A 26,309-nucleotide genomic window follows, 5' to 3' on the forward strand; every position below is an offset into this window, starting at 1 on the left:
TAGACATATGAAAACTCCCCTTATAGTTTCTAGTGAATTTTTGTTTTTTCACTGTCTACTATATGGGGAGTATATCAAGGCAAGCTAAGTCCTTTTTATTTATTTTTAATTATCCAAGACGTTGTCTAGCGTCTGCTACACGTTGAAAGGCTTGTCCGACATAGTTGATACTTAACATCATCACAAGGATGAAAACAGTCGCTGGCAGCCAAATCCAAGCTTTATTTTGCAAAATGTCCTGATTACGAGCATAAGCAATCAAGGTTCCTAGACTCGGTGATGTCGCTGGCAAACCAAAGCCAAGATAAGTCAGTGACGTTTCAATCCCGATGTTCCCCGCAAAGTTCAGTGTCAAATTAACAATGACAAGCGAGCTGATATTGGGCAAAATCTCACGCAACATGATGACAATATCACTCGTTCCTAGCGTCTTAGAAGCACTGACATAGTCAAGGCTAGCTTCAGATAGAACCCGTGTCCTAAAGAGCCTTGCCTTTGCTGTCCAATAAAAGGCACTCATAATGAGGATAAAGTGATAAATGGTGTAAGACTTGATGACCGTTACAAACACGATGATGAGGAGCAAAATCGGCAAAATCATGATAAAGTCCACAATCCGCATCAAGATACCATCAATACGACCACCATAGTAACCTGAAATCAGACCGACAGACACACCGATGACACTGGTGATAATCGTTATGGAAAAACCAATCAAAATCGAATTTCTAGCACCGATAATCAATTGCCCAAGGACGTCACGCCCATAAGAGTCCGTTCCTAGGAGGTGTCCTTCATAGCCTGGTGGCAGATTTTTAGAGATGATGTTTACACCCATGACTTGCTCTTGGTCAATAAAGAGTGAGCCGATAAAAACAAATGCCAAAATCAAAACCAACAAAGTCAGCGAAACCAAGGCCACCTTGTCTTTTAAAAATTCGCGACTAATAACGCTAAATCCTGTTGGATTGAGAGTTTTAGTTTGTGTATTTTCCTTACTCAAAAGAGAACCCCCTTCTACTTAATCCGAATACGAGGATCGACAATACTCATGATAATATCTGATAAAAGCGTTCCTAGTAGTGTCGCTAGTCCAAACATCAACAGCAGTGCCAAGATGACAGCATAATCCCGCTGAGAGATAGAGGTCAAAAAGAGCTGACCAATCCCTGGATAGGTGAAGATACTTTCAATAAACACTGACCCACCAATCAATCCTGTCAATTCATAACCTAAGAAGGACGCAATTGGTAGCAATGAGTTTCTAAAAATATGACGATTGTAAACCACACGCTCTGGCACACCCTTTGCCCTAGCTGTACGGACATAGTCCTGCGACTTGGCGTCAATGATACCTGTTCTTAGGTACTGGATAGTCCCCGTTGTGGACAAAATGGCTAGTGTGATTGCTGGCAAAATCATATGATAAAACCTACTAAAGAGAGCACTCACACCTGTCAAGCCTGCCTCGACAGACCCCCTCGTTGGGAACCAGCCCAAAACATAACCAAACAACCACAAGAGCAAAATAGCAAAGACAAAGGTTGGTGTAGAGTAGGTCAAAAAGTTATAGATGGTAATGAGCTTATCTGCAAGGGAGTTTTGATAGCGCCCTGCTATCATCCCTAGTGGCAAAGCAATGAGATAAGTCAAGATAAGGGTCAAGAGTGACAACCAAACCGTGTTATTTAACCGTTGACCGATAACCGTCAAAACAGGTTGCTTGAAAGTGATACTTTGTCCAAAATCACCGTGCAAGATGTTGCCTAACCATTTGAAATATTGGATATAGACAGGGTCGTAGTAACCAGCTTTTATGCGCAGTTGCTCGACGACTTCTGGGCTGATTTTAGGGTCTTGCTCAAGTGCTGTGTAGGCATCCCCTGGCATCATTTTTGAAATAAAGAAGGCGATAATACTAAGGATAATCAACTGAGGTATCATCAGCAGTAAGCGCCTTAAAATTGTCTTCCACATATTAGCGACCTCCTTTGCTATCAAGAGCTACCTTATGGCTTGGTGTGATGTCCTGAAGGTCAAACACTCTGCCATTGGCATCAAAATACTGCGCCTGCTGCTCACGAAAGGCTTTTTCGGTCTCTCGTCTTTTAGCCTTATTGGCGTCACGATTGACAGGGTCAAGGGTTGGAACAGCAGATAAGAGTCGCTTGGTGTAGATATGACGAGGGTCGCTATAGATTTCAGCTTTTTTTCCTGTCTCTACGAAACGTCCACGATACATGATATAAAGCTCATCACACATATGGCGGACAACCCCTAGGTCATGGGAGATAAAGAGATAGCTGACGTTAAACTCCTCTTGGATACGCTTCATGTAGTTGAGGATTTGCGCTTGCACGGACAAGTCAAGGGCTGAGACAGGCTCATCTGCGATGATGAGACGAGGGTTACTGGCTAGAGCCCGTGCAACACCGATACGCTGACGTTGCCCACCTGAAAACTCATGAGGATACTTGTACAGTGCCTCCTCACCTAGACCAATCGTGTCCAGTAAAGACAGCACTTTTTGACGTTCCTCGCCTGCTGACAAGCGCTCAAAATTGCGAATAGGCTCTGCGATGATATCTAGAATACGCTTTTTAGGATTAAAACTAGAGAGCGAGTCTTGGAAAATCATTTGCACATTTTTGCTAAAATGTTCCTTGTCACGGCGTTGCTTGTTGGTAACGTCCTTGCCCTCATAAAAGACCTTGCCAGAAGTCGCTTTTTCAAGACCGATAATAGTTTTTCCAATCGTTGACTTACCAGAGCCAGACTCTCCGACCAGACCATAGGTCTTGCCAGCTTCGATGTGCAAGTCAACACCATCCACAGCATAGACATAGTCTGTCACACGATTGAAAAAGCCACTGCGAATCGGATAATGAACCTTTAAATCTTTCACTTCAATAAATCCCATAGCTATCTCTCACTTTCAAAGTCAAAATATTTATAGCAGGTGCAGCGGACAAAATGCCCTGGTGACACTTCGTGTAAGCTTGGATGAGCCTCGTGTTTATCATCTGCTATCCATTTGATACGTGGGGCAAAGCGGCAACCTTCTCTCTTGATATTAGCAATAGACGGAACGGCACCAGCGATGACATAAAGCTCCTCATCGTCACGGTCAACCTGTGGATTGGAGCGCAAAAGCGAGCGTGTATATGGGTGCTTTGGATGTAAGAAGAGCTCTTCAACGGGAGCAATCTCGACAAACTCGCCTGCATACATGACCGCCACACGGTCTGCCGTCTCAGCAACGACCCCAAGATCGTGTGTAATCAAGATAATCCCTGACTTGGTTTCTTCTTGGATATCCTTTAACAAGTCCAAAATCTGCGCTTGAATGGTTACATCAAGGGCTGTTGTCGGCTCGTCTGCGATGATAACCGCAGGTTTACAAGATAGCGCCATAGCGATTCCGACACGTTGGCGCATCCCACCAGAGAGCTCATGAGGGTATTGGTTGTAGGTACGCTTTGGATTTGGTATGCCGACTTGGTCTAAAAGCTCAAGCACACGTGCCTCACGCTCTTTATCCGTCATTTTCTTGTGGAAATAGAGTGCCTCATCAATCTGTGCCCCAACGGTCATCAAAGGATTGAGCGAAGCCAGCGGATCTTGGAAAATCATGCCGATGTCATTTCCACGGATAGCATTAAAGGCTTCTTCGGATAAGCCAACGAGATTTTGCCCTTTGTAGTTAATCTCGCCTGTGATTTTGGTATTGTGAGGATTGTGTAGTCCCATGATGGCAGTTGCTAGAGTAGACTTGCCACAGCCAGACTCACCGACGATAGCGACGATTTCATTTTCCTTTATCTCCAGTGAGACATCATCAACGGCGTCATAGAAGTCATCTCGTATCCTAAAGCCAACATGCAAGTCCTTTATATCTAATAGCGTATCACTTGTCATTGTTTTTCCTTTCTTAGTGTATAGAAAAAGAGGAGAAGGCTTGTATCAAACGTTTTGTTTGATACCTCCTACCTCCTCAATGTCATCAAGACTATTTATCAGCTACGCCTTTGTCTGAGACAACTTCAAGGTTGTATTCCTTGTTGTTTGCTGATCCGATTTCAGTGTTATAGACTTTAACACGTTTATTGACCGCTACAACAGCGTTTGTCTCAAAGAGTGGGACAGCGTAGAGTTGCTCATTAGAGTATTCTTGCCATTCTTTGTAAGCTTTGATACGGTAGTCTTTGTCCATGGCTTTTTCAGAGACAAGTTTCTTAAAGAGCTTGTTTTGTTTTTCTGAGACAAAGCCTGTGTAGTTCATGTTGGTTGTATCTGGTCCCCAAAGTCCGATTGGTGATGGGTCAAATCCTGTTATAAAGGCACCTATATACATATCAACTGATGTGTCATTTTTCTTAATTTCTTCATAGAAAGCATTTCCCTCCATAGTGCTTCCACCATAGAGCTCTACCTTGACACCGATTTCTTTCCACCATGCGATATACTGCTGAATCATAGACTCATAAGCGTCTCCACGTTGCGTTGCTGCAAGGGTGAGCTTGAAGGATTTACCTTTAGGGTCTTCAACGTAGGCCGTCGTTATTCGTGTCCTTGTAGCCTGCTTCTTTGAGCAGTTTTTTCGCCTTATCTTGGTTAAAGCTGTAGCTCTTGACGTCATCAGAGTGAAGGTCTCCAAAGAAACTAATCTCAAGCGTTGTCGCTGGGTACCAAAGTCCATTGTAAACAGACTCGCCAATCTTTTTATTATCAAGGGCGTAAGCTAGCGCTTGACGAAGCTTGACATTGCTTACTTTAGAATTTGGATTCATGACACGTTTGCCATTTTCAATCTTACCAAGTTTGAAACCTAGATAACGTAGGCTATTTTCTTTTGAGCCTAGTAAGTCGATATTTTTTAGCTTAGTGAATTGTTCGTATTGGTCACTTGGGATATTTGTGATGTCGTAGTGCCCTGCCTTGACCTCTTGTGCGATGGTATCTGGTGATACCACATCCACCTTGAGGTTCTTGTTTTTTGTCTCACCTTTAAAGTAATATGGGTTAGCTTCGTAAACAACAGACTCCCCTGAGACGACGCTTTTAATCTTGTAAGCTCCCATGCCGACAAACTTAGCCGTTCTAGCATAATCACTCTTTTCCCAATCTTGGACAGGGATGTCTTTAAAGATATGTTGTGGAGCGACAAAGTTAGGCAGATAGCTAGCATAGGTCATTGATGGGTTCATCTCGCTGTAGTGGAGAACAACGGTATAGTCGTCTTTCTTTTCCACACCTGAGATGGTGTCGGTCTTGCCCTCGTGGTAGTCTGCCATACCGACAATACCAGCATAACCATCAGAATAACGAACCCCTGTGTAATCTTTATTTCCGATTTGATAGATGGTAAAGATATAGTCATCAATGGTAAAAGGCTGACCATCTGACCACTTGTAGTTTTTACCTGTCAGTGTCACAGTGATAGTCTTTGCGTCATTGTCAAATTTGGCTGACGCTAGACCAGAGTCGTTAATTTGCAGATTTTTGTCATACTCAAAGATAGTCGAATCAACATAATCTGAGAAGTTTCCATCGATATCTAGATTTGCTAGCTCATCCATAAAGATCCCCGTACCGCCTGATGAGGCTACAAGAGCAACGTTAAGCGTTGCATCTTTTTTAGCTGTTCCCTTGTTTTTCACCGTTGTTGGGAGCGAGCTTTGGTCTACGCTCTTACTGGATGATGATTTGTTGCCACATGCAGCTAAAGCGCTTACTGCAAGCAAAGTCACACCTGCTGTTATAAACCATTTTGACTTCTTCATATTTCTTCTTTTGATTTCTATGGTATAATGTGTGTATGAAAAATACTCGATTTTCTTTTGCCTTAAAGGCTATTTTTCTGTCTGTTTTGCTCTGCTTTGGCTTGGCGACAAGCTCTACTTTAGCACAGGATTTTGACGCTGCGGCTGAGCATGCTATCGCTGTCGAGGCAAGTACAGGCAAGATTTTATATGAAAAAGACGCTGATACACCAGACGGTATCGCCTCCATCACAAAACTCTTGACCATTTATCTGGTTTATAAGGACATCAAAGAAGGTAAGCTCTCTTGGAACACCAAGGTCGACATCTCAGACTATGCCTATGACCTGACGACCGACTCACTAGCCAGCAACGTCCCTATGAAAAAACGGCAGTACACGGTCAAAGAGCTGGTCAATGCCTCTCTAGTCGCTAGTGCTAACAGCGCAGCCATTGCCATTGCTGAAAAAGTCGGAGGCAGCGAGTCCAAGTTTGTCGATATGATGAGCGCTCAACTCAAAGAGTGGGGGATAAGTGACGCTAGTCTGGTCAATAGCTCTGGGCTCAACAACAGCATGCTAGGTGACAATATCTATCCAGGCTCTAGCAGTGACGCTGAAAACATGATGAGCGCTAAGGATGTCGCTATCGTGGCGAGACATCTGATTTTGGACTTTCCAGAGGTGCTGGATATCACCAGCCAATCGACCAGTGATTTTGACGGGGTGACCATGACCAGCTCAAACCTCATGCTCAAGTATATGACCAGCTACCGTGATGGCGTTGATGGGCTCAAGACTGGTACAACTGACCTTGCTGGCGCTTGCTTTGTCGGCACGACCGAGGAGAATGGCATGCGCATTATCACAGTTATCCTAAACGCTGATAATGGTGACACTGACAGCACCGCACGCTTCACTGCCACCAACAACCTCATGAACTATATCTATACGACCTACACCGTGCAGACCGTTCTTGAAAAAGGGCAAGCCTACAAAAACAGCACCGTAGAAGTGCTCGATGGTAAAAAGCCTGACGTAACCGCCGTTGCTAAAGACACTTTCAAGGTCATCACACCACGCACGACAGCTTCTACTGCCCTCACCTTTGACCTCAAAAAAGAAGCACCAACCGCTCCTGTAACAAAAGGGCAGACGGTAGCCACCCTGACCTACAAGGATAAGAGCTTAGTCGGTTCTGGCTACCTAGACGGTGAGCCTAGTGTCCAGATGGTCGCTAAAACTGACGTCAAGCGCAGCTTCTTCCTCAAAGTCTGGTGGAACCACTTCGTTCGCTACGTCAATGAGAAACTATAAAAAAGATTGGAAACATCGTTTCCAATCTTTTTTTCTTATCCAACTGAACCTTCCATCTCGTAGGAGATGAGACGGTTGAGCTCAACGGCGTACTCCATAGGGAGTTCTTTTGTGAAAGGCTCGACAAATCCCATGACAATCATCTCAGTAGCTTCGCTCTCAGAAAGCCCACGGCTCATGAGATAGTAGAGCTGTTCTTCTGAAATCTTAGAGACCTTGGCTTCATGCTCAAGAGCCACTTGCGAATTGTGAATTTCGTTAAATGGGATAGTGTCTGAAGCTGACAAGTCATCCATGATGATGGTGTCACACTCGATATGGCTGACGGATTTTTTCGAGTTTTTGGCAAAGGTCACCTGTCCACGATAGTCCACCTTACCGCCACCTTTTGCGATAGACTTAGAGACGATAGAGGAGCTTGTGTGTGGAGCGTTGTGAATCATCTTAGCCCCTGTGTCTTGGTGCTGTCCTTTATTGGCAAAGGCGATAGAAAGCATAGTCCCACGAGCACCCTCACCGTCTAGGTAGACAGATGGGTACTTCATGGTCGTCTTAGCGCCCAAGTTTCCATCAATCCACTCAACAGTAGCGTCTTTCTTTGCCGTAGCACGCTTGGTGACAAGATTGTAGACATTGTCAGACCAGTTTTGGATAGTGGTGTAGCGCATGTAGGCACCGTCTAGTGCAAAAATCTCAACGATAGCAGCATGCAAGCTGTTGCTTGAGTAGGTCGGTGCGGTACAGCCCTCGACATAATGGACGCTGGCGCCCTCATCAACGATAATCAAGGTACGCTCAAACTGCCCTGTATTTTCGTTATTGATACGGAAATAAGTCTGCAAGGGAATGTCCACCTTGACACCCTTTGGCACATAGATAAAGGTACCTCCTGACCAGACAGCAGAGTTGAGCGCAGCCAGTTTATTGTCCGTTGGAGGAACGAGCTTCGCAAAATACTGCTTGAAAAGGTCTGGGTATTCCTTTAGAGCAGAGTCAGTATCGGTAAAGATGATACCTAGCTTTTCAAACTCGTCTTTCATGTTGTGGTAGACAACTTCTGACTCATACTGGGCAGAAGCTCCCGCTAGATAGGCACGCTCTGCCTCTGGGATACCGATACGCTCAAAGGTTTCCTTGATCTTGTCTGGCACTTCATCCCAAGAGCGAGCAGGCTTGTCAGACGGCTTTTGATAATAGATGAGATCGTCAAAGTCAATCTCAGACAAGTCTGGGCCCCACTCTTGCATGGGCATTTTGTTAAAGGTTTCTAGCGACTTGAGACGAAAATCTAGCATCCACTCTGGCTCGCCTTTGGCGCTTGAGAGCTCTCTTACAACGGCTTCACTAAGCCCTTTACCTGTAGAGTAGATAGGCTCGACATCGTCATGAAAGCCAAATTTATATTCTCCTAAGTCGATGGGCTTAGGTTCTACTTTTTCATTTACTTCAGACATAGGTTTCTCTCTTTCATTTGTCATCTGTTCTCTCGATTGCTTTTTTGAGGGCATTCCAAGAGAGGGTCGCACATTTTATCCTTTGGGGAAATTTTGAAACACCTGCTAGATACTGGGCTTCTCCGAGTGCTTTTTGGCTGTCCTCTTTTTGTCCTTGAACCATTTTTGAAAAACTATCTGCTAGAAACAGTGCTTCTTCCTTGGTCTTTCCGATAACAGCGTCTGTCATCATGCTTGAAGACGCTGTCGAGATGGTGCAGCCATCTCCTGAAAAGGCAATATCCGAGATGACATCGCCGTCAAACTGGACAGATAAGCTAATCACATCACCACAGGTAGGGTTGTTGAGCACGATTTGCTCGACATTATCAAGTGTCCCGTGATGGTGGGGATTTTTAGAGTGGTCAGCGACCACAGCCATATAAAGACTATCTAATCTAGAGAGTGCCATTGAAAAACTCCTTTGTTTTGATAATTGCCTCAATCAGCTTGTCACAGTCCTCTTTGCTATTGTAGAGGTAAAAGCTTGCCCGCACAGCAGAGTTAAGCCCAAGGTGATTAATCAAAGGTTGTGCACAGTGGTGCCCTGCTCGCACAGCCACACCCTCGTAGTCAAGAGCTGTTGCGACATCATGCGGATGAAGCTCATCAAGATTAAAGGCAATGACACCGACATGCTTGTCTGCGTCCTTTGGTCCATAGACTGTAAGACCAGAGATAGCTTGCAGTTTTGGCAGAGTATAGCGCATCAACTCACGCTCATGCTCATAGACACGCTCCATACCAATCGCTTCTAAATAATCAATAGCAGCACCAAGCCCAATAGCACCAGCGATATTTGGCGTGCCCGCCTCAAACTTCCAAGGCAGTTCTTTCCAAGTCGCAGACTCCTCATAGACAAAGTCAATCATCTCACCACCAAACTCGACAGGCGACATGCGCTCTAGGATTTCCTCCTTGCCATAAAGGACACCGATACCCATTGGGGCTAACATCTTGTGCCCTGAAAAGGCGAGAAAGTCGCAGTCCAAATCACGCACATCCACTGGCATGTGAGGCACAGACTGCGCTCCGTCAACCACCATATAAGCACCAACAGCGTGCGCTCGCTCTGCAATTGCCTTAATCGGTGTCAGTGCTCCTAGGACATTTGAGACGTGGGCGAGACTGACAAACTTGGTCTTAGGCGATAGCTTGCTATAAAGGTCGTCAAGATCGAGCTCACCGTCCTTTAGATAAGCATAGACCAGTTTTGCCCCTGTCTTTTGGCAAGCCTGCTGCCAAGGGATGACATTGGAGTGGTGCTCCATGATAGAGATAAGCACCTCATCTCCAGGCTGCAAGACCTCCTCAGCAAAGCGCCCAACCCAGTTGAGCCCTGTTGTTGTCCCTCGTGTAAAGAGGACTTCCTTGGTCGTTTTTGCTCCGATAAAGGCACGCACTTTCTCTCGTGCCGCTTCGTACTTGGCGGTTGAGCGCTCTGCTAGCGTGTGCACACCTCGGTGCACATTCGCATTGTCCTCTTTGTAATAGCGCTCTAAGACATCTAAAACTGCTTTTGGTTTTTGTGTGGTGGCAGCATTGTCCAGATAGACCAAGGGTTCGTCATTGACGATTTGGTCTAAAATGGGAAAGTCTGCTACTTTTTTTGCGAGTTCTTCTGTCATGACTATCTCTTTTCCAGCTTGCTATCAACAACGTCAATCATCTCATCACGCACAGCTTTTATCGGAATCTCGGTGATAACCGTGCCTAAGAAACCACGAATGACCAGCTGTTCAGCTGTTTTTTGATCCAAGCCACGGCTCATGAGATAATACAAGTCCTCTGGATCTACCTGACCGATAGAGGCAGCGTGTCCAGCGGTGACATCGTTTTCATCGATGAGAAGAATGGGATTAGCATCACTTCTTGCCTTGTCGGATAACATCAAGACACGGCTCTCCTGCTGAGCGTCAGCGCCTTTTGCGCCTTTGATGATATGTCCGATACCATTAAAGGTCAAGGTTCCACGCTCTAGGATAACCCCGTGCTGCAGGATATATCCGACAGAGTTGCAGCCGTAGTTGGTTACACGTGTGTCAATCCCTTGAACCTGACGTCCAGAGGAAACAGCTACCACCTTGAGATTAGCGTGACTGCCATCACCCACTAGATCAGAGTCAAAGTCTGCGATGACATCTCCTTCATTCATCACATCGAGCGCCCAGTCAATAGTCGCATCACGTCCGTGACGCCCACGGCGGCTAATGTAGGTGGTCACATGCTCACCCAAACGGTCAATGGCTGAAAACTTGACCTGCGCACCGTCAGCAGCGATGACCTCGACACTGATGTTAGCAGTCGCTTTTGTACTTCCTTGTCCAATACTTTCAAAGCGCTCAAGGTAGCTGATACTGCTGTTTTTTCCTACAATGACAAGGACGTGCTTGTTAAAAGGTGTATCGCTATCGCTGTCTTGGTAGAAAATCCCCTCAACAACTGCCTCCACTTCGACATTGTCTGGCACATACAAGACCGCTGCGCTGTTAAAATAAGCCGTGTGATAGGCTGCTAGTTTGTCCTCGTCGTAGCTAGCTGCGCTACCAAAAGCTGCCTCAATCACCTCTGGAATCTCATCAAGAGCACTTGCTAGGTCTGTAAAGACGACACCTTTTTCTACGAGCTCACTTGGCATTTGCTCTAGGATAGTTTGTGTCCCTACTTGCACCAGCTTTGGATTGTCCCCAAGTGCTGTAAAGTCAGGGACGTTAGCTGAGAGCGGGCTGTCTGAGATGGTGCCGTCTCCAAGGTTCCAGCGATGAAACTTAACACGCTCAATCTTTGGCAGTGCCAACTCTTCTATCACATCATAGGCTTTTAGGCGGCGTTCTCTTAACCAGTCAGGCTCTGCATGTGCCCTTGAGAAGTCTAAAATAGCTTCTTTTGTCATCATTTCCTCCTTCTAGTATGGTAAGTAGCAAGCGATGTGCTTACACTTCTTCTTTGTATTCAATACCGAGTTCTTCTGCGATTTTAGCGTAGCCTTCTTTTTCAAGACGAGCAGCCAAGTCAGCCCCTCCAGAGAGAACGACACGTCCATCCATCATGACATGCACCACGTCTGGTGTGATGTAGTTGAGCAAGCGCTGATAGTGAGTGATAATCATAGCACCAAAGCCTTCGCCACGCATAGCATTGACCCCTTTTGAGACCACCTTAAGAGCATCAATGTCAAGTCCAGAGTCAATCTCATCAAGCAGCGCAAACTTAGGCTCTAACATCAAGAGCTGTAAAATTTCGTTACGTTTTTTCTCACCACCTGAGAAACCTTCGTTGAGGTAGCGCTCTGCCATCTCCTCTTTCATGCCAAGCAGCGCCATTTTCTCATCCAGCTTTGTGATAAAGTCAATGACTGAAATCTTGTCCTCATCTGCTTTTCCTGCATTCATCGCTGCACGGATAAATTCAGCATTGGTGATACCTGGGATTTCAGATGGGTACTGCATAGCAAGAAACAGCCCTAGTCTTGCACGCTCATCCACTTCAAGCTCGAGAATATTTTCCCCGTCAAATAAAATCTCGCCTTCTGTGACTTCGTAGTTTGGATTTCCCATGATGGCAGCAGACAAGGTAGACTTACCTGTCCCGTTTGGACCCATGATTGCTGCGATTTCACCTGTTTTCAAGGTCAAATTCAAGCCTTTTAAGATTTCCTTGTCTTCGATAGACACATGAAGATTTTTGATTTCAAGTACAGACATCTATGTTACTCCTTTTTCCATTATTACTAAGGGCAAATCTTGCTCTAGACTAAGTGTTTATAATGATTATTATAACAAAAAAGCGCTAGGCTTTCTATTTTGGCGTTTTGGATTTAAGAAAATGACTGAAACTCTTTCAGTCATTTTTGTTTATTTACGACGGTATTCGTCTTGTTTACGTTTGCGGTAGGCTTTATTGCCGATGAACTTAAAGGCATTAAAGAGAGGCGTGCGATTTTCACCCCAAATACCAAGCCCTTCAATGAAAATCTCAAGGGCAAACAAGAGCCCAAATATCAAAAGCACACCACCAAAGCGGCTAGAGACATTTAACAAGAGAGCAATCAAAGAAAAGATAAAGGCAATGGCATAAACCATCCAGACCGCACCTCTATGGCTAAAGCCCATCGAAAGCAACCTGTGGTGCAGGTGCAACTTGTCTGGCTCGTAAAACTTTTGACCAGATAGCGTCCGTCTGATGATGGCAACAACCGTATCAAGGATAGGCACGCCAAGGATGATAACAGGTGTGACCACCGCAACGGCTGTTGAATTTTTCAAGCCTTGTAGGGACAAAACTCCAATCATAAAGCCAATAAATAGCGCTCCAGTATCACCTAGATAGATACTTGCAGGATGATAATTGTAAGGGAAAAAGCCTGCAATAGCCGCTACCATGACCAAAATAGTCAAGGTCAAAAACAAATCCGCCTTAGGCAGGAAAAAGTAAGACACAATAGCCATGGTCACAAGGCTAATGATAGATACCCCACTCACTAAGCCATCTAAACCATCAATGAGATTGATAGCATTGGTAATAGCGACAATCCACAAAATGGTCAAAAAGCAGGTCACAAGCGGATTAAAGTGGATGAACGGTCCTCCAAAAGGAATCTTAAAACTGTCAAAGCGAAAATCTGTAAATGCCCAGACAATGGTCGCTGCAATGACAATCCCAAGGAGCTTAGGCAGAGGTTTTAGCTCAAAGATATCGTCTAAATAACCCGTCACCACAATCACCAAAGCACCAAGGACAACTGGTAAGATGTAAACCTGATAAGGCTCACGCCACCAAGGATAGGTGTAGTCCTTTGAGATTAACGGTAAAATCACCAAGGTAGCAATGACGAAGGTTAAAAAGATAGCTAAACCACCACCACTAGGCATATCCACCTTGTTGATGCGACGTGCATTGGGATGGTCTACTGCTCCTACTTTCAGTGAAAAACGTCTCACAAGTGGCGTTAGAATAGCTGAGAGGAGACAAGTCCCAAGGAGCACCAAAAAAAGATTTATTGTCATTGATTTATCCCATCTTAATCAACTGTAAACGGCTAATAGCGTCATCAACAATCAATTGCACACCGTGCTCTTGCAAGTAAGCACGTGTTTTCTTGGACTGACTGGCATACTCAAGTAATCTAGCATACATGAGATTGGCATAGTAGCTTGGCTGGTCTTTGATGTCCAATAAAACCGTCATGTAATAGCCATCTTGCTCCTTGTAGAGCTCAGACGCTTCTGTCTCAAAGTCCACAGCTTTTGAAAAGCTAATCGCATCTTCAAGTTTTGGAAAGAAGAAAACGTAATGCACATAGTCTGTTTCTGGCTCATCAAGAGCTTCCTGCTCACTAGTTGCCTCACTCTCCAAGGCATCTTCCATCATCTGTTCAAGCTGTTCGAGCTTTTCATGCGCTTGCGTATCGCCTTTTGATTGCATGGTTTTCTCAAGCGTTTTGAAAAATTCCTCTGGTGACATCTGCGACACATCGCCAAACTCTGCTAAATCATCAAAATTTAAGTCCTTGTCAATCTCAGACTTGGTCACAAAGACATCTATGCGGTCTTTTCGTGGAGTCACTCGAAAACTGAGCATACCGCTGTTTTTAAAGTTATCTGGCAAGTCTAGCTCATCCATGACACTGTAGAAAAACTCCTCTGTCTTTTCCTGCGGCAAAAGAAAGTCCTTCAACTCCATGCCACGATCCGCTAAATCTTCCATACTGATTGTAATTTTCAGTGTTGTTTCACTAATTTGTTTCATTTCCATACTAATCTACCTCGTACGAGTCGTCTTGAGAAATCAACTGTTATCAATCTCTCGCTCTAATGTATTATACAGAAAAAGTCCGCTTTGTGCAATCCACAAGAAAAAAAGAGGCAAGGAAACAAGAAAACCTTGGCTCTTTTTAGTTTTTTAGGCTACTACCATTTTAAGGATTAGGTAGAGGATGATAAGTGTTCCTAGGATGATACGGTATTTCCCAAAAACGGTGAAATCGTGCTTTTTGACATAGCTTGTCAAGAAACGAATAGCATACAAGCTGACGATAAAGGCTGTGATACTTGCAGCTAGTAAAATCAAGACTTGGTTGAAAGTCAGGTGATTGCCGTCAATGAAAAACTTGACCATTTTAAGACCACTGTAGCCAAACATGGTCGGAATGGCAAGGAAAAAGGTGAAGTCAGCAGCCACAGAACGGCTAGTGCCCACGATAATCGCCCCTAAAATCGTAGCTCCTGAACGGCTTGTCCCAGGGATGATACTCAAAACCTGAAAACAGCCAATCCAAAAAGCTGTCTTATAGGGCATGCGAGCAAGTGACGTCACCTCTGGGACGACATCTTGATTGCGCTTTTCAATCCAAATAAAAGCAATCCCGTAGAAAATCAATGCAAGCGCAATGGTAAACAGCGATGTAAAGTGCTCTTCAAACCAGTTGTCAAAGGGTACTGCAATCACAATGGATGGAATGCAGGCAATCACCACCTTGAGCCAGAGTTGCCAAGTCAAGCGAATTTCCTTTGCTGACTTGCCGGGCTGAAAGGGATTGAGACGTTCAAAGTAAATGACCATAACCGCTAGAATAGCTCCCAGCTGGATAACGATATTGAACATCTCCATAAAGCTAGCCGATTGTTTGAGGTTGACGAACTCCTGCAGCAGCAACAAGTGCCCTGTACTTGATACTGGCAACCACTCCGTAATCCCCTCAACAATCCCAAAGAGGATAGCTTTCAATAATTCAAGCAGTAACATAATGTCTCCTTAGTTTTAGTGCTTTCATTATACCATATTGTCACAAGCACCGCCAATACGATTGACAGGCTCTTTTTGACTAGAAGGCGCCTCCGCCTCCACCGCCACCTCCGCCGGTAAAGCCACCAGAAACGCCAGTTCCTGAACTTGCTGGCAAGCTAAAGCTTGAAGCGGACGCAACACCTGAGACACTTGCAGTATAATGGCTAGCTGATAAGAGAAAGGCATAGTTGAAATCTGAAAACGTAACAGTGGCAAGACTGTCTGGCAAGTGCATACCATGCACACGCAGTGCCTTTTCGACCTTGTCAGCGTAGCCAAACAGAGTCGCATAGACCAAGATACGGTTCCAGACAACGATACTTTCAAGCTCTGCACGCTCAAAGGTCTTGACCGCTAAGAGCATTTGCTTAAAGCTGTGCCATTGATAAAGGCGATATGCGCCCTCTTTGGTCACTACACCTTTAGTGTGAAGCGGCTTCATCAAGTGGTACACAAGCCCCGCATAACCAAGCGCCAAGACCACTAAATAAGCATAAGCTGGCCAAAGCTGTGGCAAGGTCATCAAAATATAAGCAAAGAGGCAAATACTAACTAAGCCAAAGCTAAAAGCCCAGATGTAGATGAGATAGCTCACTAGGGTTTCACGATTAGTCAAATCACGGTAAGGCGAGTCAATGCCTTTAGCCGCAAGCTCAAACTCAACATCCCTGTCAACAGCAGCTGTGCGCTCATTGAGCAAACGAGAGATAGAGCGTGAGCTTTTTTTCATCTCATCCTCCAGCTGACTGCCACTGTAGCGTTTTTCTAGGCGAGCTAGGGTCTTGTCATAGTCATAAGCATAGTCTGAAAAGAGAGCCTTAACCGTCTTGACCTCTTCGTCCCCAAAAGCAAGTGTGAGAAAGTCTAGCTCGTAATCCGTCGCACGCTCTAGCTTATCAAAAGAAATCTCATGCCCATCATAGCTTAAAACCTTGCGGTCAATAAAATCTAGTATGGTTGCTTGAGCAAGGTTGGTAAAGCTGATGTCATTGGAATTGCCGTTTTGGGCATCCTCAAGTGTCGTTGCATAGACACTATTTGCGACCAGCAATGGCGAGAGGTCTTCAGGCACCTCATAGAGCCTGTCATGCTTTTCAAAGCGAGCAAAGCGGTTGATACGCCAGACAAAAACCACAAGAAAGATAAGACCCACAGCGCCTGCCACAAGGATAATCACTGGAATCTCTTTTCCAAAACGTATCAGCTTTTCTTTGTACTGCTTGACAAGCAACTTCTCTTGCTTTAGGATAATGGCTTTACGCTTACTTTTTATCGGATGAGCCACACTTGTCAAGTAACTCCTATCCCAATAACCATGCAATTCTAGCTTGCCTTCGACATTTTTTCGTGTAAGAGTGTAGGTCCTATCGCTCAAGCTTGCTTGTAAACTTGGTGTAAACGCACCCAAGTGCCCCCAGAGCTTGCTGTCCTTGACCATTTTATCCGTTGAAACGCTGAACTTTACTTGCTCTAAAGGCACACTCCAGTCTGTAATCGGCAGCCACCTAAGCTCCGCAACGTCCTGATAAGCATAGAGCATGTTCTTTAAATGCCAGCTTACCGTGACTGTGACCTTGTCATCCTCATAGCCTTTATTGTAGATTTTGAGCTGGTAGCCAGCCGTCTCCTTTGTCAAGTCCCAGCGGACTTTGGCAGACCTTTTCTTGCCATTTCTGACAATAACAGCAGACACTTTTGGATCTTTGTCAACACTAAACCCTTCTGGCATTCTGCCTGTTCCTAGGGTGATAATCTGACCGTTATAGTCGGTATCAAACTGATAGCTGATTTGCTGCTTAAAGTCTGCGCTATTGTCCTGATGGATACGCAACTCTCCCTTATAATCTGGAATACTATATTCCACATCATCTGCCAAAACACTCGGCATGAGAAAGAGCAAAATAGCGCTCACTAAATAAACAATCCCTTTTTTCATGGCGCTCCTCCTTTGTCTTAATTATACCATAAAATTAAGACAAAAAAACAAGCTGAAAACAGCTTGTTGATTAGTGGGAACGATTGAAGCGAAAAGCAAGTCCTAAAAGATAAAAAAGAAGGACGAGCCAAACCAGCAAGGCTATAAAGGATGTGTCTGTTAGCTGGTAGCCAGTACTAGCATAGAGGTAGTTGCTGCTGGCACCAAAAAAGCTAAAAGAAACTACCGTTTTGACCATATCATTTGTAAACATCAGCATGGGCAAAAAACTGCCTAGAGCCATAACCAGCATGCTGCACATGGCTTCCTGCACCTGCGTTTGACACACCAGCGCAATGACAAAGTTAATGGCGATATAAGCTAACGCCGTCAAAATGGTGACAAGGCTGTAAACCAGCCAATTGGCAACAGGTCTTTGAAAAAGAAATGGCAGGAGAATAAGCGACAAAACCGAGAGGATGAGAGGATAGGCGATGACAGAAATGGCATAATTCAGCTGATGCACCCCTGTCAAAATCAAAGTTCTGATATTCTTTTTCTCCTTTTCCTCAGCGACTATCAGCGTCACAAAAGAACCCGCCGTCACGCTATAGACAAGCCCTGTCCCAAAAGAGAGCAGCATGGCGTCAGCGCTAGGACCTAAAAGCGACATCAAGTAAACATCTATAATCGGGCTCAGCACCACCACTAAAAGCACTTTATTGGTCACAATATACTGCCACTTTAACCACAATAAACTACGCATACTATTTGTCATCGAATCTCTCTCCTGTCACCTGAATGAAAACACTCTCAAGGGTTGGCTCTAAGCTGTGAATGCTAGCAGCTTTACCAAGATAAAGCCCGACATCTTCTTGAGGAACGAGCTTAACCTCACCAGAGAGCATGCGCACTTCCACTCTATCATCATTACGATAACGCTCTAAAATGTCCTGAAGGCTGCCATACTCACAGATACGCCCACGGTGAAGCAGCGCCAGCTTATCACAGAGCCTTGTCGCTTCTTGCATATCATGAGTGGTTAAGAAAATCGTCATGCCATTGTCCTTAAGCTCAAGGAGAAGCTCATGCACCTTTTGAGACATGACAGGGTCTAATCCTGATGTTGGCTCATCTAAAAAGACAATCTTTGGCTCATGTAAAATCGCTCGGATGAGAAACATGCGCTGCCGCATTCATGTGGACAACTTCTCCGCTCTGGTCTTTCGACTCTCCCACAAGTCCAGACGTCTAAGCAAAGCCTCCAAGCGCTCCATTGGTACCCTATGAAAGCGAGCAAAAAAAGCGAGGTTTTGATACAAGCTCATCTTTTCATAAAAACCAACCGTATCACTCATAATGCCTAAGTTGACCATATCATCTGCGACGAGCTTACTCGACTCTCTTCCAAGCACGAGAGCTGTGCCGCTCTTAGGCGTCAGCTGACCTGTTAGGATATTGATAGTCGTCGTCTTTCCCGCACCAGACGGACCTAGAAAGCCAAAAATCTCGCCCTCTTCCACCTCAAAACTGATGTCCTCCAAGGCAGTCTTTTCATGAAAGACGCACACCAGATGATTTACCTCTATAACACTCATATTTTTCCTTTCTCATCTCAACTCGCTATTGACTTAATATTCTGACAAGATTATACCACACGACAGGAAGTCTGTATAGGGTATCAAAAAACTCACTGCTTGATGTAGCAGTGAGTGCTTTGTTTTTTAGAAATCTGAAACGTTGTGGTAAACTTTTTGCACGTCGTCATCCGCTTCAAGGGCGTCGATGAGTTTTTCAAAGACTTCGAGGTCTTCACCCTCAAGAGTGACCTCAGATTGTGGAATCATCTCTAGTTCAGTCACTTGAAACTCTTCGATACCATTAGCACGAAGGGCTTCAATTCCCTTGTGAAGGTCAGTTGGTGCTGTGTAGACAGTGATAACGCCGTCTTCTGCTTCAACGTCATCCACATCAACGTCTGCTTCAAGCAATTGCTCAAAGATACTGTCTGCGTCATCTCCAGAAAAGACGATAACACCTTTTTTGTCAAAGAGGTAAGATACAGAGCCTGACGCTCCCATATTACCACCGTTTTTACCGTAGGCTGAACGCACGTTGGCAGCAGTACGGTTGACGTTTGAGGTGAGGGTATCTACGATAATCATTGAACCGTTTGGTCCAAAACCTTCATAACGCCCTTCAACAAAGGTTTCGTCTGTATTTCCCTTAGCCTTGTCAATGGCTTTATCAATAACGTGTTTTGGTACTTGCGCTTGCTTAGCACGCTCCAAAACAAACTTCAAAGCTGAGTTTGACTCTGGGTCTGGCTCACCTTTTTTAGCAGCAACATAGATTTCAACACCAAATTTAGCATAAATTTTTGAGTTTGCACCATCTTTGGCAGTTTTCTTGGCAACAATATTAGCCCATTTACGTCCCATTCTAGTCTCCTTTTTGTCTAATAATGATAAACACGGCTGTTAAAAAACAGTCAAATCTTCTTTATTATAGCACGTTTCATCTAAAATGTTAATCTCTTTTACCAACTCGCTCGCATACTAGCGAGTAAATCATCTGCTGTCATGTTTGGCAGCACCCGCACCCGATCAAGAGAGAGCAGCCCATCGCTGTACTCTGCCAAGCCTTCATTGGTCGTGACAGCCAGTTTGTAACTTTGCTCTGCCGTTTGTAAGGTTGTGTCATTATATCTCCCAGACGGATAAGCAAGGGCAATAGTGTCTTGAGAGAGATTGCTATCTAAAAAGCTCTTACTGCCTGTCATCTCGCTACTTTGGCGCTCTGGTGTCTGTACTGACAAGTCTGGGTGTGTGACGGTGTGCGCTTGAAAGGACATGCCGTTTTCCTTCATCTCCTGCATTTGCTCAAGGGTGAGATTAGCAGCATTGCCATTTTCTACAAAGCTTGTGATGACATTATTGGTAGCTTTGGCGCCGTATTTTTTGAGAATAGGGTAAGCCTGCGTATAAAAGTCCTCATCACCGTCATCAAAGGTCAGCCAAACCACCTTTTGGCTCGGCAAGCTGTTTTCGATCAGCGCCTTATAAGCCTCCTCTGGCGAGAGGAAATAATAACCCTCTTCCTTTAAACGCTTGATATGCGTTTCAAAAACGCTAGGTGAAACGATGAGATTGGCACTAGCCGTTTCTGACGGATCCATATCATGGATGGCATGATACATCAAAATCGGAATGCGAACGGGCTCGTCCTGCTTTTGCCAGCTCACTTTTTCTGCTTTTTCTTCACTTTGTGCCGTTGATGTGCTGGTGCTTTGCTTGCTACTTGAGGTGATTGTAGTCTTTTCAGCTGTTTTGTCCTCAGAGAGAAAAGCTTTTGAGAGCGCAAAAGCCCCCAGCAAACAAAAACCTACAAAAACAAAACCAAGCGCTAATATAGCTTTATAAGATGACTTTCTTTTTCTGCGACGACGCATAACTTCCTCCTAAATAATCATTCCTCTTAATTGTACCACCAATACAGACACTTGACTAGAGCTTTTAAAAAAACAATTCCTGCTAGTCGCAGGAATTGTTTTGGGATTAAAACATGTCAATCAAGAGTTGTTTGAGTTCTTCGATGTATGGCTGGCGTGGGTTAGCTGGTGTGCATTGGTCGTCATAGGCAAGGACAGCCAACTCATCCACAGCAGCATCAAAGGCTTCTTTTGTGACACCGTTAGCTGATAGGGTTGGTGTGACGTCAACCGCTGTCATCAAATCATTGATACGCTGGCAAAGCGCTTCGACAAGGTCAGCGTCCGTCTTACCTTTGAGTCCGACAGCACGGGCAATATCAGCATAGTCTTTTTGACCACGGTAAACTTCGTAACGTGGGTAGACACTGCGTTTGACATTACCAGAGACACCGTTGTAGCGGATAACGTGCTGCATAGCAATAGAAATCGCTAGACCATGTGGCAACTCAAACTCTCCACCTAGCTTGTGGGCGATAGAGTGGTTGATACCAAGAAAGGCATTTGAGAAGGCCATACCAGCAAGTGTCGCTGCGTAGTGCATGTTTTCACGCGCCAACTCACCCTCAAGCGTTGGGTGTTGTGGGTCGTACTTGTAAGACGCTTCTAAGTTTTCAAGAACTAACTTGATAGCTTCTAGTGACCAAGGACGTGTGAAGTCTGACGCCATAACTGACACATAAGACTCAAGAGCGTGTGAAAGCGTATCAAGTCCTGACCAAGCACAAGTGCGTTTTGGTACTGTCATGACAAACTCTGGGTCGACAATAGCAACCTGTGGTGTCAATTCATAGTCTGTCAGTGGGTATTTGACATGGGTGTGATCGTCTGTGATAACAGCATATGGTGTTACTTCTGAACCTGTACCAGATGTTGTTGGGATACAGAAGAGACGTGTTTCAGCTTGGTGTTTGAACTTGACGATACGTTTACGGATATCGATGAATTTTTGTTGGAGACGAAGGAAGAGCTCGCTAACAGCTTCATAGCTTTCAAGGAAGCCTTCTTCTTGGTCAAGAGAGTACTCGTAGATGTAGCGGGCAATTTTCGCTGCGTCTATAGCAGAACCACCACCGACAGCGATGATTGTGTCTGGTTTGAAGCTTGCCATTTGTTTAGCAATCTCGATGGTTTGCCCAAGTGTTGGGTCTGGCTTGATGGTACCGTAAAGTGAGGTCACGACTTTTTCCTCACGAAGAGCTAGCTGAGCAAGCACCGTGTCTACAAAACCAAACTGCACCATACCTGGGTCAGCAACGATCAAAGCACGTGTAATGACTTCTGACTCGTCTTGAAGGTAAGAGATGGCATTTTTTTCGTAGTAGATTTTTTCTGGTAAACGTACCCATTGTGGACGGTTACGACGTTTAGCGACTGTTTTGATGTTCAAGAGGTCGCCAGTTGATAGATTGTGTGACAATGAATTTTTCCCCCATGATCCTGTTCCAAGTGTTAGGCTGGCTTTAAGGGCATCTGTATAAATATCACCGATACCACCGATAGAGTCTGGCTGATTGACAAGCACACGAGAAGCTTTGACCTTATCGCCAAATTCAGAAACAAATGGGTCTGCTTGTGAGCCGATTTGGATAGCCGCATTGTGTCCAGCACCTTGGTAGTCTAGAAGGGCAGAGACAATCTCAACACCGTCTGTACGGTCTTTTGCTTTATAAACAGAAAGGAGTGGAGAGAGCTTTTCAGATGAGAGTTTTTCGCCGATATTTTTCTTATCAAGCTCAAAGAGAAGCACGTCTTTGCCATCAGGAAGCTCAACACCTGCCTGCTCACAAATCCAAGCGGCATTGCGTCCAGCAACAGGACCATTGACACCGTGGTGGTCGTTAAAGACAAAGTCTTCAAACTTCTTGTAATCTTTTTTTGGCACCAAGTAAGCGCCTTTTTCCTGCATCTTCGTCAGCCATTCTTTGTAAATCGGCGCTTCAACGACAGCAGAGTTTTCTGTCGCACAGATCATACCATTATCAAAACGTTTTGACATGAGTAAATCCTCAACCGCACGGTCAAGATAAGCAGTGTGGTCGACATAAACCGCACCATTTCCAGCACCAACACCCATAGATGGATTACCAGATTTAAGAGCGGCATTGACCATACCAGGTCCACCAGTCGCTAGGATAGAAGCAATCTTTTTGTTTTGGATAAGCGCTGATGTGTTGGCAATAGAGGGCACTTCAATCCATTGGATGATGTTTTCTGGTGCGCCAGCTTCAATAGCTGCCTCGTAGAGGATTTTCGCAGCGTGTGCTGAACAGTTTTGCGCCTGTGGGTGGAAAGCAAAAACAATAGCATTGCGTGTTTTGAGCGCCACCAAAATCTTGAACATGGTCGTTGATGTTGGGTTGGTCGTTGGGACAATCCCTGCTAAAACACCAAGCGGTGCTGCGATTTGGACTTGACCTGAAATCTTGTCCTCGCCAATGATACCAACGGTTTTCTCATCTTTGATAGAATTGTAGATATTTTCAGTCGCAAAGTGGTTTTTGGTATCCTTATCCTCAACCACACCACGTTTGGTTTCAGCGACTGCTTCCTGGGCAAGCTCTAAGGAATGCTCAGACCCTGCAAGCGCCATAGCAGCAACGATTTTATCCACTTGCTCTTGTGAGTAAGTCGCATAAAGTGCCTCTGCTGCTAGCGCTTTTTCAACCAAGCTATCTGTGTAGGCAATCGCCTGCTCCTCTACAGATAATTCTGCTGTTTGTGCTTTCTTAACCATTTCTCTTCCTCCATAGTCTTATGTCAATAATAACGAAAAAATATCTTTGTGATTTTCTTCACCTAGTATTGTACATTATTTCACAAATAAATGCAACCGTTTTCTGTTTTTTTTACATTATTTTTCGACAATTCAAAAAACAGCCCAAAAGGACTGTTCTTCTTTTCTACTTGACATAGATGGCGATGGCTTTGTTGACGTAGTTGGCTGTGCCACGACCACCTGATTGGTCAATAAAATCTGTAAAGCGCTGATCTGTGACATAAAGCTCACCCAGACCCTTTAGAATGTCATCTGTGCACTCGTAAAAATGCTCGCTGATGTAGTCTTTTAGCGCCTTGACCTGGGCTTGAACTTCCTCGGTATCTGCTGGCAAGTCCTGCATGCGTCCAAAGCTAGCAAATAATAAACGCAAGTCATCTACAGCAGACGGCAGCTCTTCTTGAGTGCGCTTGGCAAAGTCTTGATAAGCCTCGGTATCTCCCCATTTTTCCTTAGCTTCTTTTTGAAAAGCTAGGACTTCCTCTTTTGTGTAACTCAGCATAGTGAGCCCTCCTTTTTTTCTCCTGCAAATGCTTGAGACGATTGATTTTCTGTGTTAGCGCTCTGCTCTCTTGCTGCAGAGAAGCAAGCTACTGCCCTAACAGGATATATCTATCGTCCCTTGAGCACATCAAGAGTGTTTTTATCGTCTCAAGAGGAAAAGACAGGTCACGAAAATATAAAATCATCTGCAATCGACTAAGAGCCGTCCCATCATAATAGCGGTAGCCATTTTCAGCGGCAATCGTTGGCTTTAACAAAACAATCTTATCGTAATAATGCAGCGTCTTGATACTAACACCTGATAGGTGACTCACTTCTTTTACCGTTTTCATGATTTTTCCTCTCTACAGCTAGTATAAAGGATACCCTAAGGGGAGAGTCAAGCCTTTAGCGCAACATTTTTGGAATCCGCCCCCAGTTTTGCTCAAGGACTTGGCTATTGCCTAGCTGATAGACGGTGTCTGCCTGCTGGGTCATAGCGTCCCAAGGGAGCTTTCCAATCCGTGTCACAAAGTCGACCTGCCCTTTTAGGCTAGCGAGATGTTTTTGACCGTCTCTTGAAAAGCCCAGGACATGCACGGCTTCTGGCAAGGGAATTTCTCTAGCGTTGACTAGGATGTAGGTAAGTATTCGTCTGACGCGTGCCTTGGTGTAGCGTTTGGTGCTGACCGTATCCACCAAGTCCTCCACACTAGTCGCTGGCTTGATAGCAGACCGAATGCGATGCGCAAGCTCGTGATTGACCTGATAAACCTCGGTCAAATCCTGATGTGTGATAATCTGGTAACGTAAAAAGTCAAAATAATCCGCCCAGCTGACCTGCGGCTGACTGCGTAGAAGCGCAGCATTTGGCATGACACTGTCTACAAAAGCGTCGTCTCCTCGGTTCTTACGGATACTGGTTGCTGAAGCGAACTGCTCTCTTTTTTCCTGCGAATGGTAGCCTGCACCGAGACGCTTGATAGGGTTGAGGGAAATGCCGTAAGGTCTTGCTGCCTTAGCATAGCTCAGCGCTAGGATATGGTTGGGCGTTGCTCCAGAAAAGGGACTGCCTGTAAACTTCTCCCACATGGCTTGCGTCTTTTGCGGATAGGAGAGCGCCTCAGGCAGACTCTCAAGATAAGCAGCCATCTCCTCTTTGTGCTCTATATAGCGATCACCAATAGCATTGTAATCCAGCATTTCCTCCGTGCCAAAGGTCAAGTTATCCACACCCAGCTTAGAGAGAATATCAACCGCTCCCTGCGCAAAGTAATCTGCCGCCTGCACCGCTATCAGAAGAGGCAGCTCCACCACCAAATCAGCCCCGCACTCAAGCGCCATCTGCGTGCGTGTCCACTTGTCCACAAGAGCTGGTTCACCACGCTGGACAAAATTGCCACTCATAGCGATGATTTTAAGACCCTGTGCCTGCTCCAGCAGGTACTTGTGCCCATTGTGCAGGGGATTAAACTCTGCGATGATTCCTGTTGTGGTCATCTCACTTCTCCGCTACGAAGAACCAGCGTAAGCTCTCGTCTGTCGGTGCTTGGTCGCTAAAGTCGGCATAGACTTGGACCTTGCTAAAGCCAGCTTCTTTTAGCAATTTTTTTAAAGTCGCTATCGGATAGGTGCGCTCCTCGTGCAGCTCATCACGTCTAGTGAAGCAACCGTCCTCTTCCTTGACAAAGAAAGTCAGCTCATGAGCAATCGAGTGCGGCTCTTCTCCCTCATAAGTGTCCCAGACGAAGGCAAAGTCCTCGTAATTTTCATGATAAGCGTAGCCTGGGAAAATGTCGTCCATCTGATGAATAGAGTGCACGTCAAACAAAAAGCGACCGCCTGTTTTCAGGACACTTGCCACCTGTGAAAAGACCTGAGCCACCGCTTTTTCATCAGGCATGTAGCAGAGACTGTCTGAATAGCAGGTCACCACATCAAAAGTACCAACTCCTTCCATATCCAGCATATCTGCCTGCACCAAATCCAACTGCGCCTGCTCACGCTCGGCACGCTTTTTGGCCACCTCTAACATCTCATAGCTCAAATCAAGCCCTGTCACCTCAAAGCCTGCCTTGGCAAAGCGTACTGCTTGAATGCCAGTCCCGCAAGCCAGCTCTAAGATAGAGTGCGCCTTTTCTGGAAAATGCCGTAGACTAAAGGCTGTCCAATCGTCATAAAGACTATCGTCCATAATCTCGTCATAGACTGCCGCAAAAGTTTCATAACTTGCCATTTTATCCTCATTTCTAACAAAAGAGACTGCAACATCCGCTACAGTCTAG

General features: G+C 45.2%; 24 protein-coding genes and 1 pseudogene. 1 reads left to right on the forward strand and 24 read right to left on the reverse strand.

Going from position 1 to position 26,309, the window contains the following annotated elements; translation table 11 throughout:
- Positions 1–109: 109 nt before the first annotated feature.
- The 6 genes from AALA56_RS02870 to AALA56_RS02895 all read right to left on the reverse strand — a co-directional run bounded on the left by AALA56_RS02870 (position 110) and on the right by AALA56_RS02895 (position 5,783).
- Entirely contained in the window at positions 110–1,003 is an 894-nt protein-coding gene (locus tag AALA56_RS02870) for an ABC transporter permease (protein WP_164682307.1), read from the reverse strand.
- Positions 1,004–1,017: 14 nt separating this feature from the next.
- Positions 1,018–1,977: an oligopeptide ABC transporter permease gene (opp4B, locus tag AALA56_RS02875; protein WP_369908676.1), complete on the reverse strand. Its 960-nt coding sequence runs from the start codon at positions 1,975–1,977 to the stop codon at positions 1,018–1,020.
- Position 1,978: 1 nt separating this feature from the next.
- The gene (locus AALA56_RS02880) at positions 1,979–2,920 is read right to left on the reverse strand and encodes an ATP-binding cassette domain-containing protein (RefSeq protein WP_115268265.1); all 942 of its coding nucleotides are present in this window, start codon (positions 2,918–2,920) and stop codon (positions 1,979–1,981) included.
- A gap of 2 nt (positions 2,921–2,922) precedes the next feature.
- Positions 2,923–3,918 carry an ABC transporter ATP-binding protein gene (locus AALA56_RS02885; protein WP_369908677.1) on the reverse strand — a complete coding sequence of 332 codons (996 nt, stop codon included), beginning with the start codon at positions 3,916–3,918 and terminating at the stop codon, positions 2,923–2,925.
- A gap of 91 nt (positions 3,919–4,009) precedes the next feature.
- Positions 4,010–4,639, reverse strand: a complete 630-nt coding sequence (locus tag AALA56_RS02890) for a hypothetical protein (RefSeq protein WP_369908729.1) — start codon at positions 4,637–4,639, stop codon at positions 4,010–4,012.
- The gene (locus AALA56_RS02895; RefSeq protein ID WP_369908678.1) at positions 4,545–5,783 is read right to left on the reverse strand and encodes an ABC transporter substrate-binding protein; all 1,239 of its coding nucleotides are present in this window, start codon (positions 5,781–5,783) and stop codon (positions 4,545–4,547) included. The genes AALA56_RS02890 and AALA56_RS02895 overlap by 95 nt, the downstream gene beginning before the upstream one ends.
- 35 nt (positions 5,784–5,818) lie before the next feature.
- Between AALA56_RS02895 and pbp3 the strand changes: the two genes are divergently transcribed.
- Complete coding sequence (gene pbp3 / locus AALA56_RS02900) at positions 5,819–7,078, forward strand: D-alanyl-D-alanine carboxypeptidase PBP3 (protein WP_369908679.1); 1,260 nt, start codon at positions 5,819–5,821, stop codon at positions 7,076–7,078.
- Positions 7,079–7,113: 35 nt separating this feature from the next.
- Here the strand turns inward: pbp3 and sufB are convergent, their stop codons facing one another.
- The 18 genes and pseudogenes from sufB to AALA56_RS02990 all read right to left on the reverse strand — a co-directional run bounded on the left by sufB (position 7,114) and on the right by AALA56_RS02990 (position 26,260).
- Complete coding sequence (gene sufB, locus AALA56_RS02905) at positions 7,114–8,532, reverse strand: Fe-S cluster assembly protein SufB (RefSeq protein ID WP_115268257.1); 1,419 nt, start codon at positions 8,530–8,532, stop codon at positions 7,114–7,116.
- A gap of 13 nt (positions 8,533–8,545) precedes the next feature.
- A complete protein-coding gene (sufU, locus tag AALA56_RS02910; protein ID WP_369908680.1) occupies positions 8,546–8,983 on the reverse strand; it encodes a Fe-S cluster assembly sulfur transfer protein SufU in 438 nt (145 codons plus the stop codon).
- A complete protein-coding gene (locus AALA56_RS02915; RefSeq protein ID WP_369908681.1) occupies positions 8,970–10,199 on the reverse strand; it encodes a cysteine desulfurase in 1,230 nt (409 codons plus the stop codon). The genes sufU and AALA56_RS02915 overlap by 14 nt, the downstream gene beginning before the upstream one ends.
- Before the next feature lie 2 nt (positions 10,200–10,201).
- Positions 10,202–11,464 (reverse strand): Fe-S cluster assembly protein SufD, encoded by a 1,263-nt coding sequence (gene sufD / locus AALA56_RS02920; protein ID WP_369908724.1) that lies wholly within the window; start codon positions 11,462–11,464, stop codon positions 10,202–10,204.
- Between the two features lie 40 nt (positions 11,465–11,504).
- Positions 11,505–12,275 carry a Fe-S cluster assembly ATPase SufC gene (sufC, locus tag AALA56_RS02925; RefSeq protein WP_115268248.1) on the reverse strand — a complete coding sequence of 257 codons (771 nt, stop codon included), beginning with the start codon at positions 12,273–12,275 and terminating at the stop codon, positions 11,505–11,507.
- A gap of 150 nt (positions 12,276–12,425) precedes the next feature.
- Positions 12,426–13,577, reverse strand: a complete 1,152-nt coding sequence (locus AALA56_RS02930; protein WP_369908682.1) for a glycosyltransferase family 4 protein — start codon at positions 13,575–13,577, stop codon at positions 12,426–12,428.
- Between the two features lie 4 nt (positions 13,578–13,581).
- Positions 13,582–14,325 carry an adaptor protein MecA gene (mecA, locus tag AALA56_RS02935; protein WP_369908683.1) on the reverse strand — a complete coding sequence of 248 codons (744 nt, stop codon included), beginning with the start codon at positions 14,323–14,325 and terminating at the stop codon, positions 13,582–13,584.
- A 147-nt stretch (positions 14,326–14,472) separates the two neighbouring features.
- The gene (locus AALA56_RS02940; protein WP_369908684.1) at positions 14,473–15,315 is read right to left on the reverse strand and encodes an undecaprenyl-diphosphate phosphatase; all 843 of its coding nucleotides are present in this window, start codon (positions 15,313–15,315) and stop codon (positions 14,473–14,475) included.
- 79 nt (positions 15,316–15,394) lie between these two features.
- A complete protein-coding gene (locus tag AALA56_RS02945) occupies positions 15,395–17,293 on the reverse strand; it encodes a DUF2207 family protein (protein WP_369908685.1) in 1,899 nt (632 codons plus the stop codon).
- A gap of 70 nt (positions 17,294–17,363) precedes the next feature.
- Positions 17,364–18,050: a hypothetical protein gene (locus tag AALA56_RS02950; RefSeq protein WP_369908686.1), complete on the reverse strand. Its 687-nt coding sequence runs from the start codon at positions 18,048–18,050 to the stop codon at positions 17,364–17,366.
- Positions 18,040–18,870 (reverse strand): annotated as a pseudogene (locus tag AALA56_RS02955) (ABC transporter ATP-binding protein). The gene AALA56_RS02950 and the pseudogene AALA56_RS02955 overlap by 11 nt, the downstream one beginning before the upstream one ends.
- Positions 18,871–18,996: 126 nt before the next feature.
- Positions 18,997–19,713, reverse strand: coding sequence for a YebC/PmpR family DNA-binding transcriptional regulator (locus tag AALA56_RS02960; protein WP_369908687.1), 717 nt, complete (start codon positions 19,711–19,713; stop codon positions 18,997–18,999).
- 98 nt (positions 19,714–19,811) lie between these two features.
- Positions 19,812–20,723, reverse strand: a complete 912-nt coding sequence (locus AALA56_RS02965) for a polysaccharide deacetylase family protein (protein WP_369908688.1) — start codon at positions 20,721–20,723, stop codon at positions 19,812–19,814.
- Positions 20,724–20,829: 106 nt separating this feature from the next.
- On the reverse strand, positions 20,830–23,499 hold the full coding sequence (gene adhE / locus AALA56_RS02970; protein ID WP_369908689.1) for a bifunctional acetaldehyde-CoA/alcohol dehydrogenase: 2,670 nt from the start codon (positions 23,497–23,499) through the stop codon (positions 20,830–20,832).
- Between the two features lie 166 nt (positions 23,500–23,665).
- The gene (locus AALA56_RS02975) at positions 23,666–24,043 is read right to left on the reverse strand and encodes a TipAS antibiotic-recognition domain-containing protein (RefSeq protein WP_369908690.1); all 378 of its coding nucleotides are present in this window, start codon (positions 24,041–24,043) and stop codon (positions 23,666–23,668) included.
- An 88-nt stretch (positions 24,044–24,131) separates the two neighbouring features.
- Positions 24,132–24,377 carry a MerR family transcriptional regulator gene (locus tag AALA56_RS02980; RefSeq protein ID WP_369908691.1) on the reverse strand — a complete coding sequence of 82 codons (246 nt, stop codon included), beginning with the start codon at positions 24,375–24,377 and terminating at the stop codon, positions 24,132–24,134.
- Between the two features lie 55 nt (positions 24,378–24,432).
- The gene (locus AALA56_RS02985) at positions 24,433–25,524 is read right to left on the reverse strand and encodes a nucleotidyltransferase (RefSeq protein ID WP_369908692.1); all 1,092 of its coding nucleotides are present in this window, start codon (positions 25,522–25,524) and stop codon (positions 24,433–24,435) included.
- A 1-nt stretch (position 25,525) separates the two neighbouring features.
- Complete coding sequence (locus AALA56_RS02990; protein WP_369908693.1) at positions 25,526–26,260, reverse strand: class I SAM-dependent DNA methyltransferase; 735 nt, start codon at positions 26,258–26,260, stop codon at positions 25,526–25,528.
- Positions 26,261–26,309 lie beyond the last annotated feature (49 nt).

Source organism: Streptococcus hyointestinalis (genome assembly GCF_041225505.1).
Classification (GTDB): Bacteria; Bacillota; Bacilli; order Lactobacillales; family Streptococcaceae; genus Streptococcus; species Streptococcus hyointestinalis_B.

What these genes read in the sequence shown, in the direction of transcription:
- opp4B (WP_369908676.1), bottom strand. Translation starts at nt 1,977, where the DNA reads ATGTGGAAGACAATTTTAAGGCGCTTACTGCTGATGATACCTCAGTTG.
- AALA56_RS02880 (WP_115268265.1), bottom strand. Translation starts at nt 2,920, where the DNA reads ATGGGATTTATTGAAGTGAAAGATTTAAAGGTTCATTATCCGATTCGC.
- AALA56_RS02885 (WP_369908677.1), bottom strand. Translation starts at nt 3,918, where the DNA reads ATGACAAGTGATACGCTATTAGATATAAAGGACTTGCATGTTGGCTTT.
- AALA56_RS02890 (WP_369908729.1), bottom strand. Translation starts at nt 4,639, where the DNA reads ATGACGTCAAGAGCTACAGCTTTAACCAAGATAAGGCGAAAAAACTGC.
- AALA56_RS02895 (WP_369908678.1), bottom strand. Translation starts at nt 5,783, where the DNA reads ATGAAGAAGTCAAAATGGTTTATAACAGCAGGTGTGACTTTGCTTGCA.
- pbp3 (WP_369908679.1), top strand. Translation starts at nt 5,819, where the DNA reads ATGAAAAATACTCGATTTTCTTTTGCCTTAAAGGCTATTTTTCTGTCT.
- sufB (WP_115268257.1), bottom strand. Translation starts at nt 8,532, where the DNA reads ATGTCTGAAGTAAATGAAAAAGTAGAACCTAAGCCCATCGACTTAGGA.
- sufU (WP_369908680.1), bottom strand. Translation starts at nt 8,983, where the DNA reads ATGGCACTCTCTAGATTAGATAGTCTTTATATGGCTGTGGTCGCTGAC.
- AALA56_RS02915 (WP_369908681.1), bottom strand. Translation starts at nt 10,199, where the DNA reads ATGACAGAAGAACTCGCAAAAAAAGTAGCAGACTTTCCCATTTTAGAC.
- sufD (WP_369908724.1), bottom strand. Translation starts at nt 11,464, where the DNA reads ATGACAAAAGAAGCTATTTTAGACTTCTCAAGGGCACATGCAGAGCCT.
- sufC (WP_115268248.1), bottom strand. Translation starts at nt 12,275, where the DNA reads ATGTCTGTACTTGAAATCAAAAATCTTCATGTGTCTATCGAAGACAAG.
- AALA56_RS02930 (WP_369908682.1), bottom strand. Translation starts at nt 13,577, where the DNA reads ATGACAATAAATCTTTTTTTGGTGCTCCTTGGGACTTGTCTCCTCTCA.
- mecA (WP_369908683.1), bottom strand. Translation starts at nt 14,325, where the DNA reads ATGGAAATGAAACAAATTAGTGAAACAACACTGAAAATTACAATCAGT.
- AALA56_RS02940 (WP_369908684.1), bottom strand. Translation starts at nt 15,315, where the DNA reads ATGTTACTGCTTGAATTATTGAAAGCTATCCTCTTTGGGATTGTTGAG.
- AALA56_RS02945 (WP_369908685.1), bottom strand. Translation starts at nt 17,293, where the DNA reads ATGAAAAAAGGGATTGTTTATTTAGTGAGCGCTATTTTGCTCTTTCTC.
- AALA56_RS02950 (WP_369908686.1), bottom strand. Translation starts at nt 18,050, where the DNA reads ATGACAAATAGTATGCGTAGTTTATTGTGGTTAAAGTGGCAGTATATT.
- AALA56_RS02960 (WP_369908687.1), bottom strand. Translation starts at nt 19,713, where the DNA reads ATGGGACGTAAATGGGCTAATATTGTTGCCAAGAAAACTGCCAAAGAT.
- AALA56_RS02965 (WP_369908688.1), bottom strand. Translation starts at nt 20,723, where the DNA reads ATGCGTCGTCGCAGAAAAAGAAAGTCATCTTATAAAGCTATATTAGCG.
- adhE (WP_369908689.1), bottom strand. Translation starts at nt 23,499, where the DNA reads ATGGTTAAGAAAGCACAAACAGCAGAATTATCTGTAGAGGAGCAGGCG.
- AALA56_RS02975 (WP_369908690.1), bottom strand. Translation starts at nt 24,043, where the DNA reads ATGCTGAGTTACACAAAAGAGGAAGTCCTAGCTTTTCAAAAAGAAGCT.
- AALA56_RS02980 (WP_369908691.1), bottom strand. Translation starts at nt 24,377, where the DNA reads ATGAAAACGGTAAAAGAAGTGAGTCACCTATCAGGTGTTAGTATCAAG.
- AALA56_RS02985 (WP_369908692.1), bottom strand. Translation starts at nt 25,524, where the DNA reads ATGACCACAACAGGAATCATCGCAGAGTTTAATCCCCTGCACAATGGG.
- AALA56_RS02990 (WP_369908693.1), bottom strand. Translation starts at nt 26,260, where the DNA reads ATGGCAAGTTATGAAACTTTTGCGGCAGTCTATGACGAGATTATGGAC.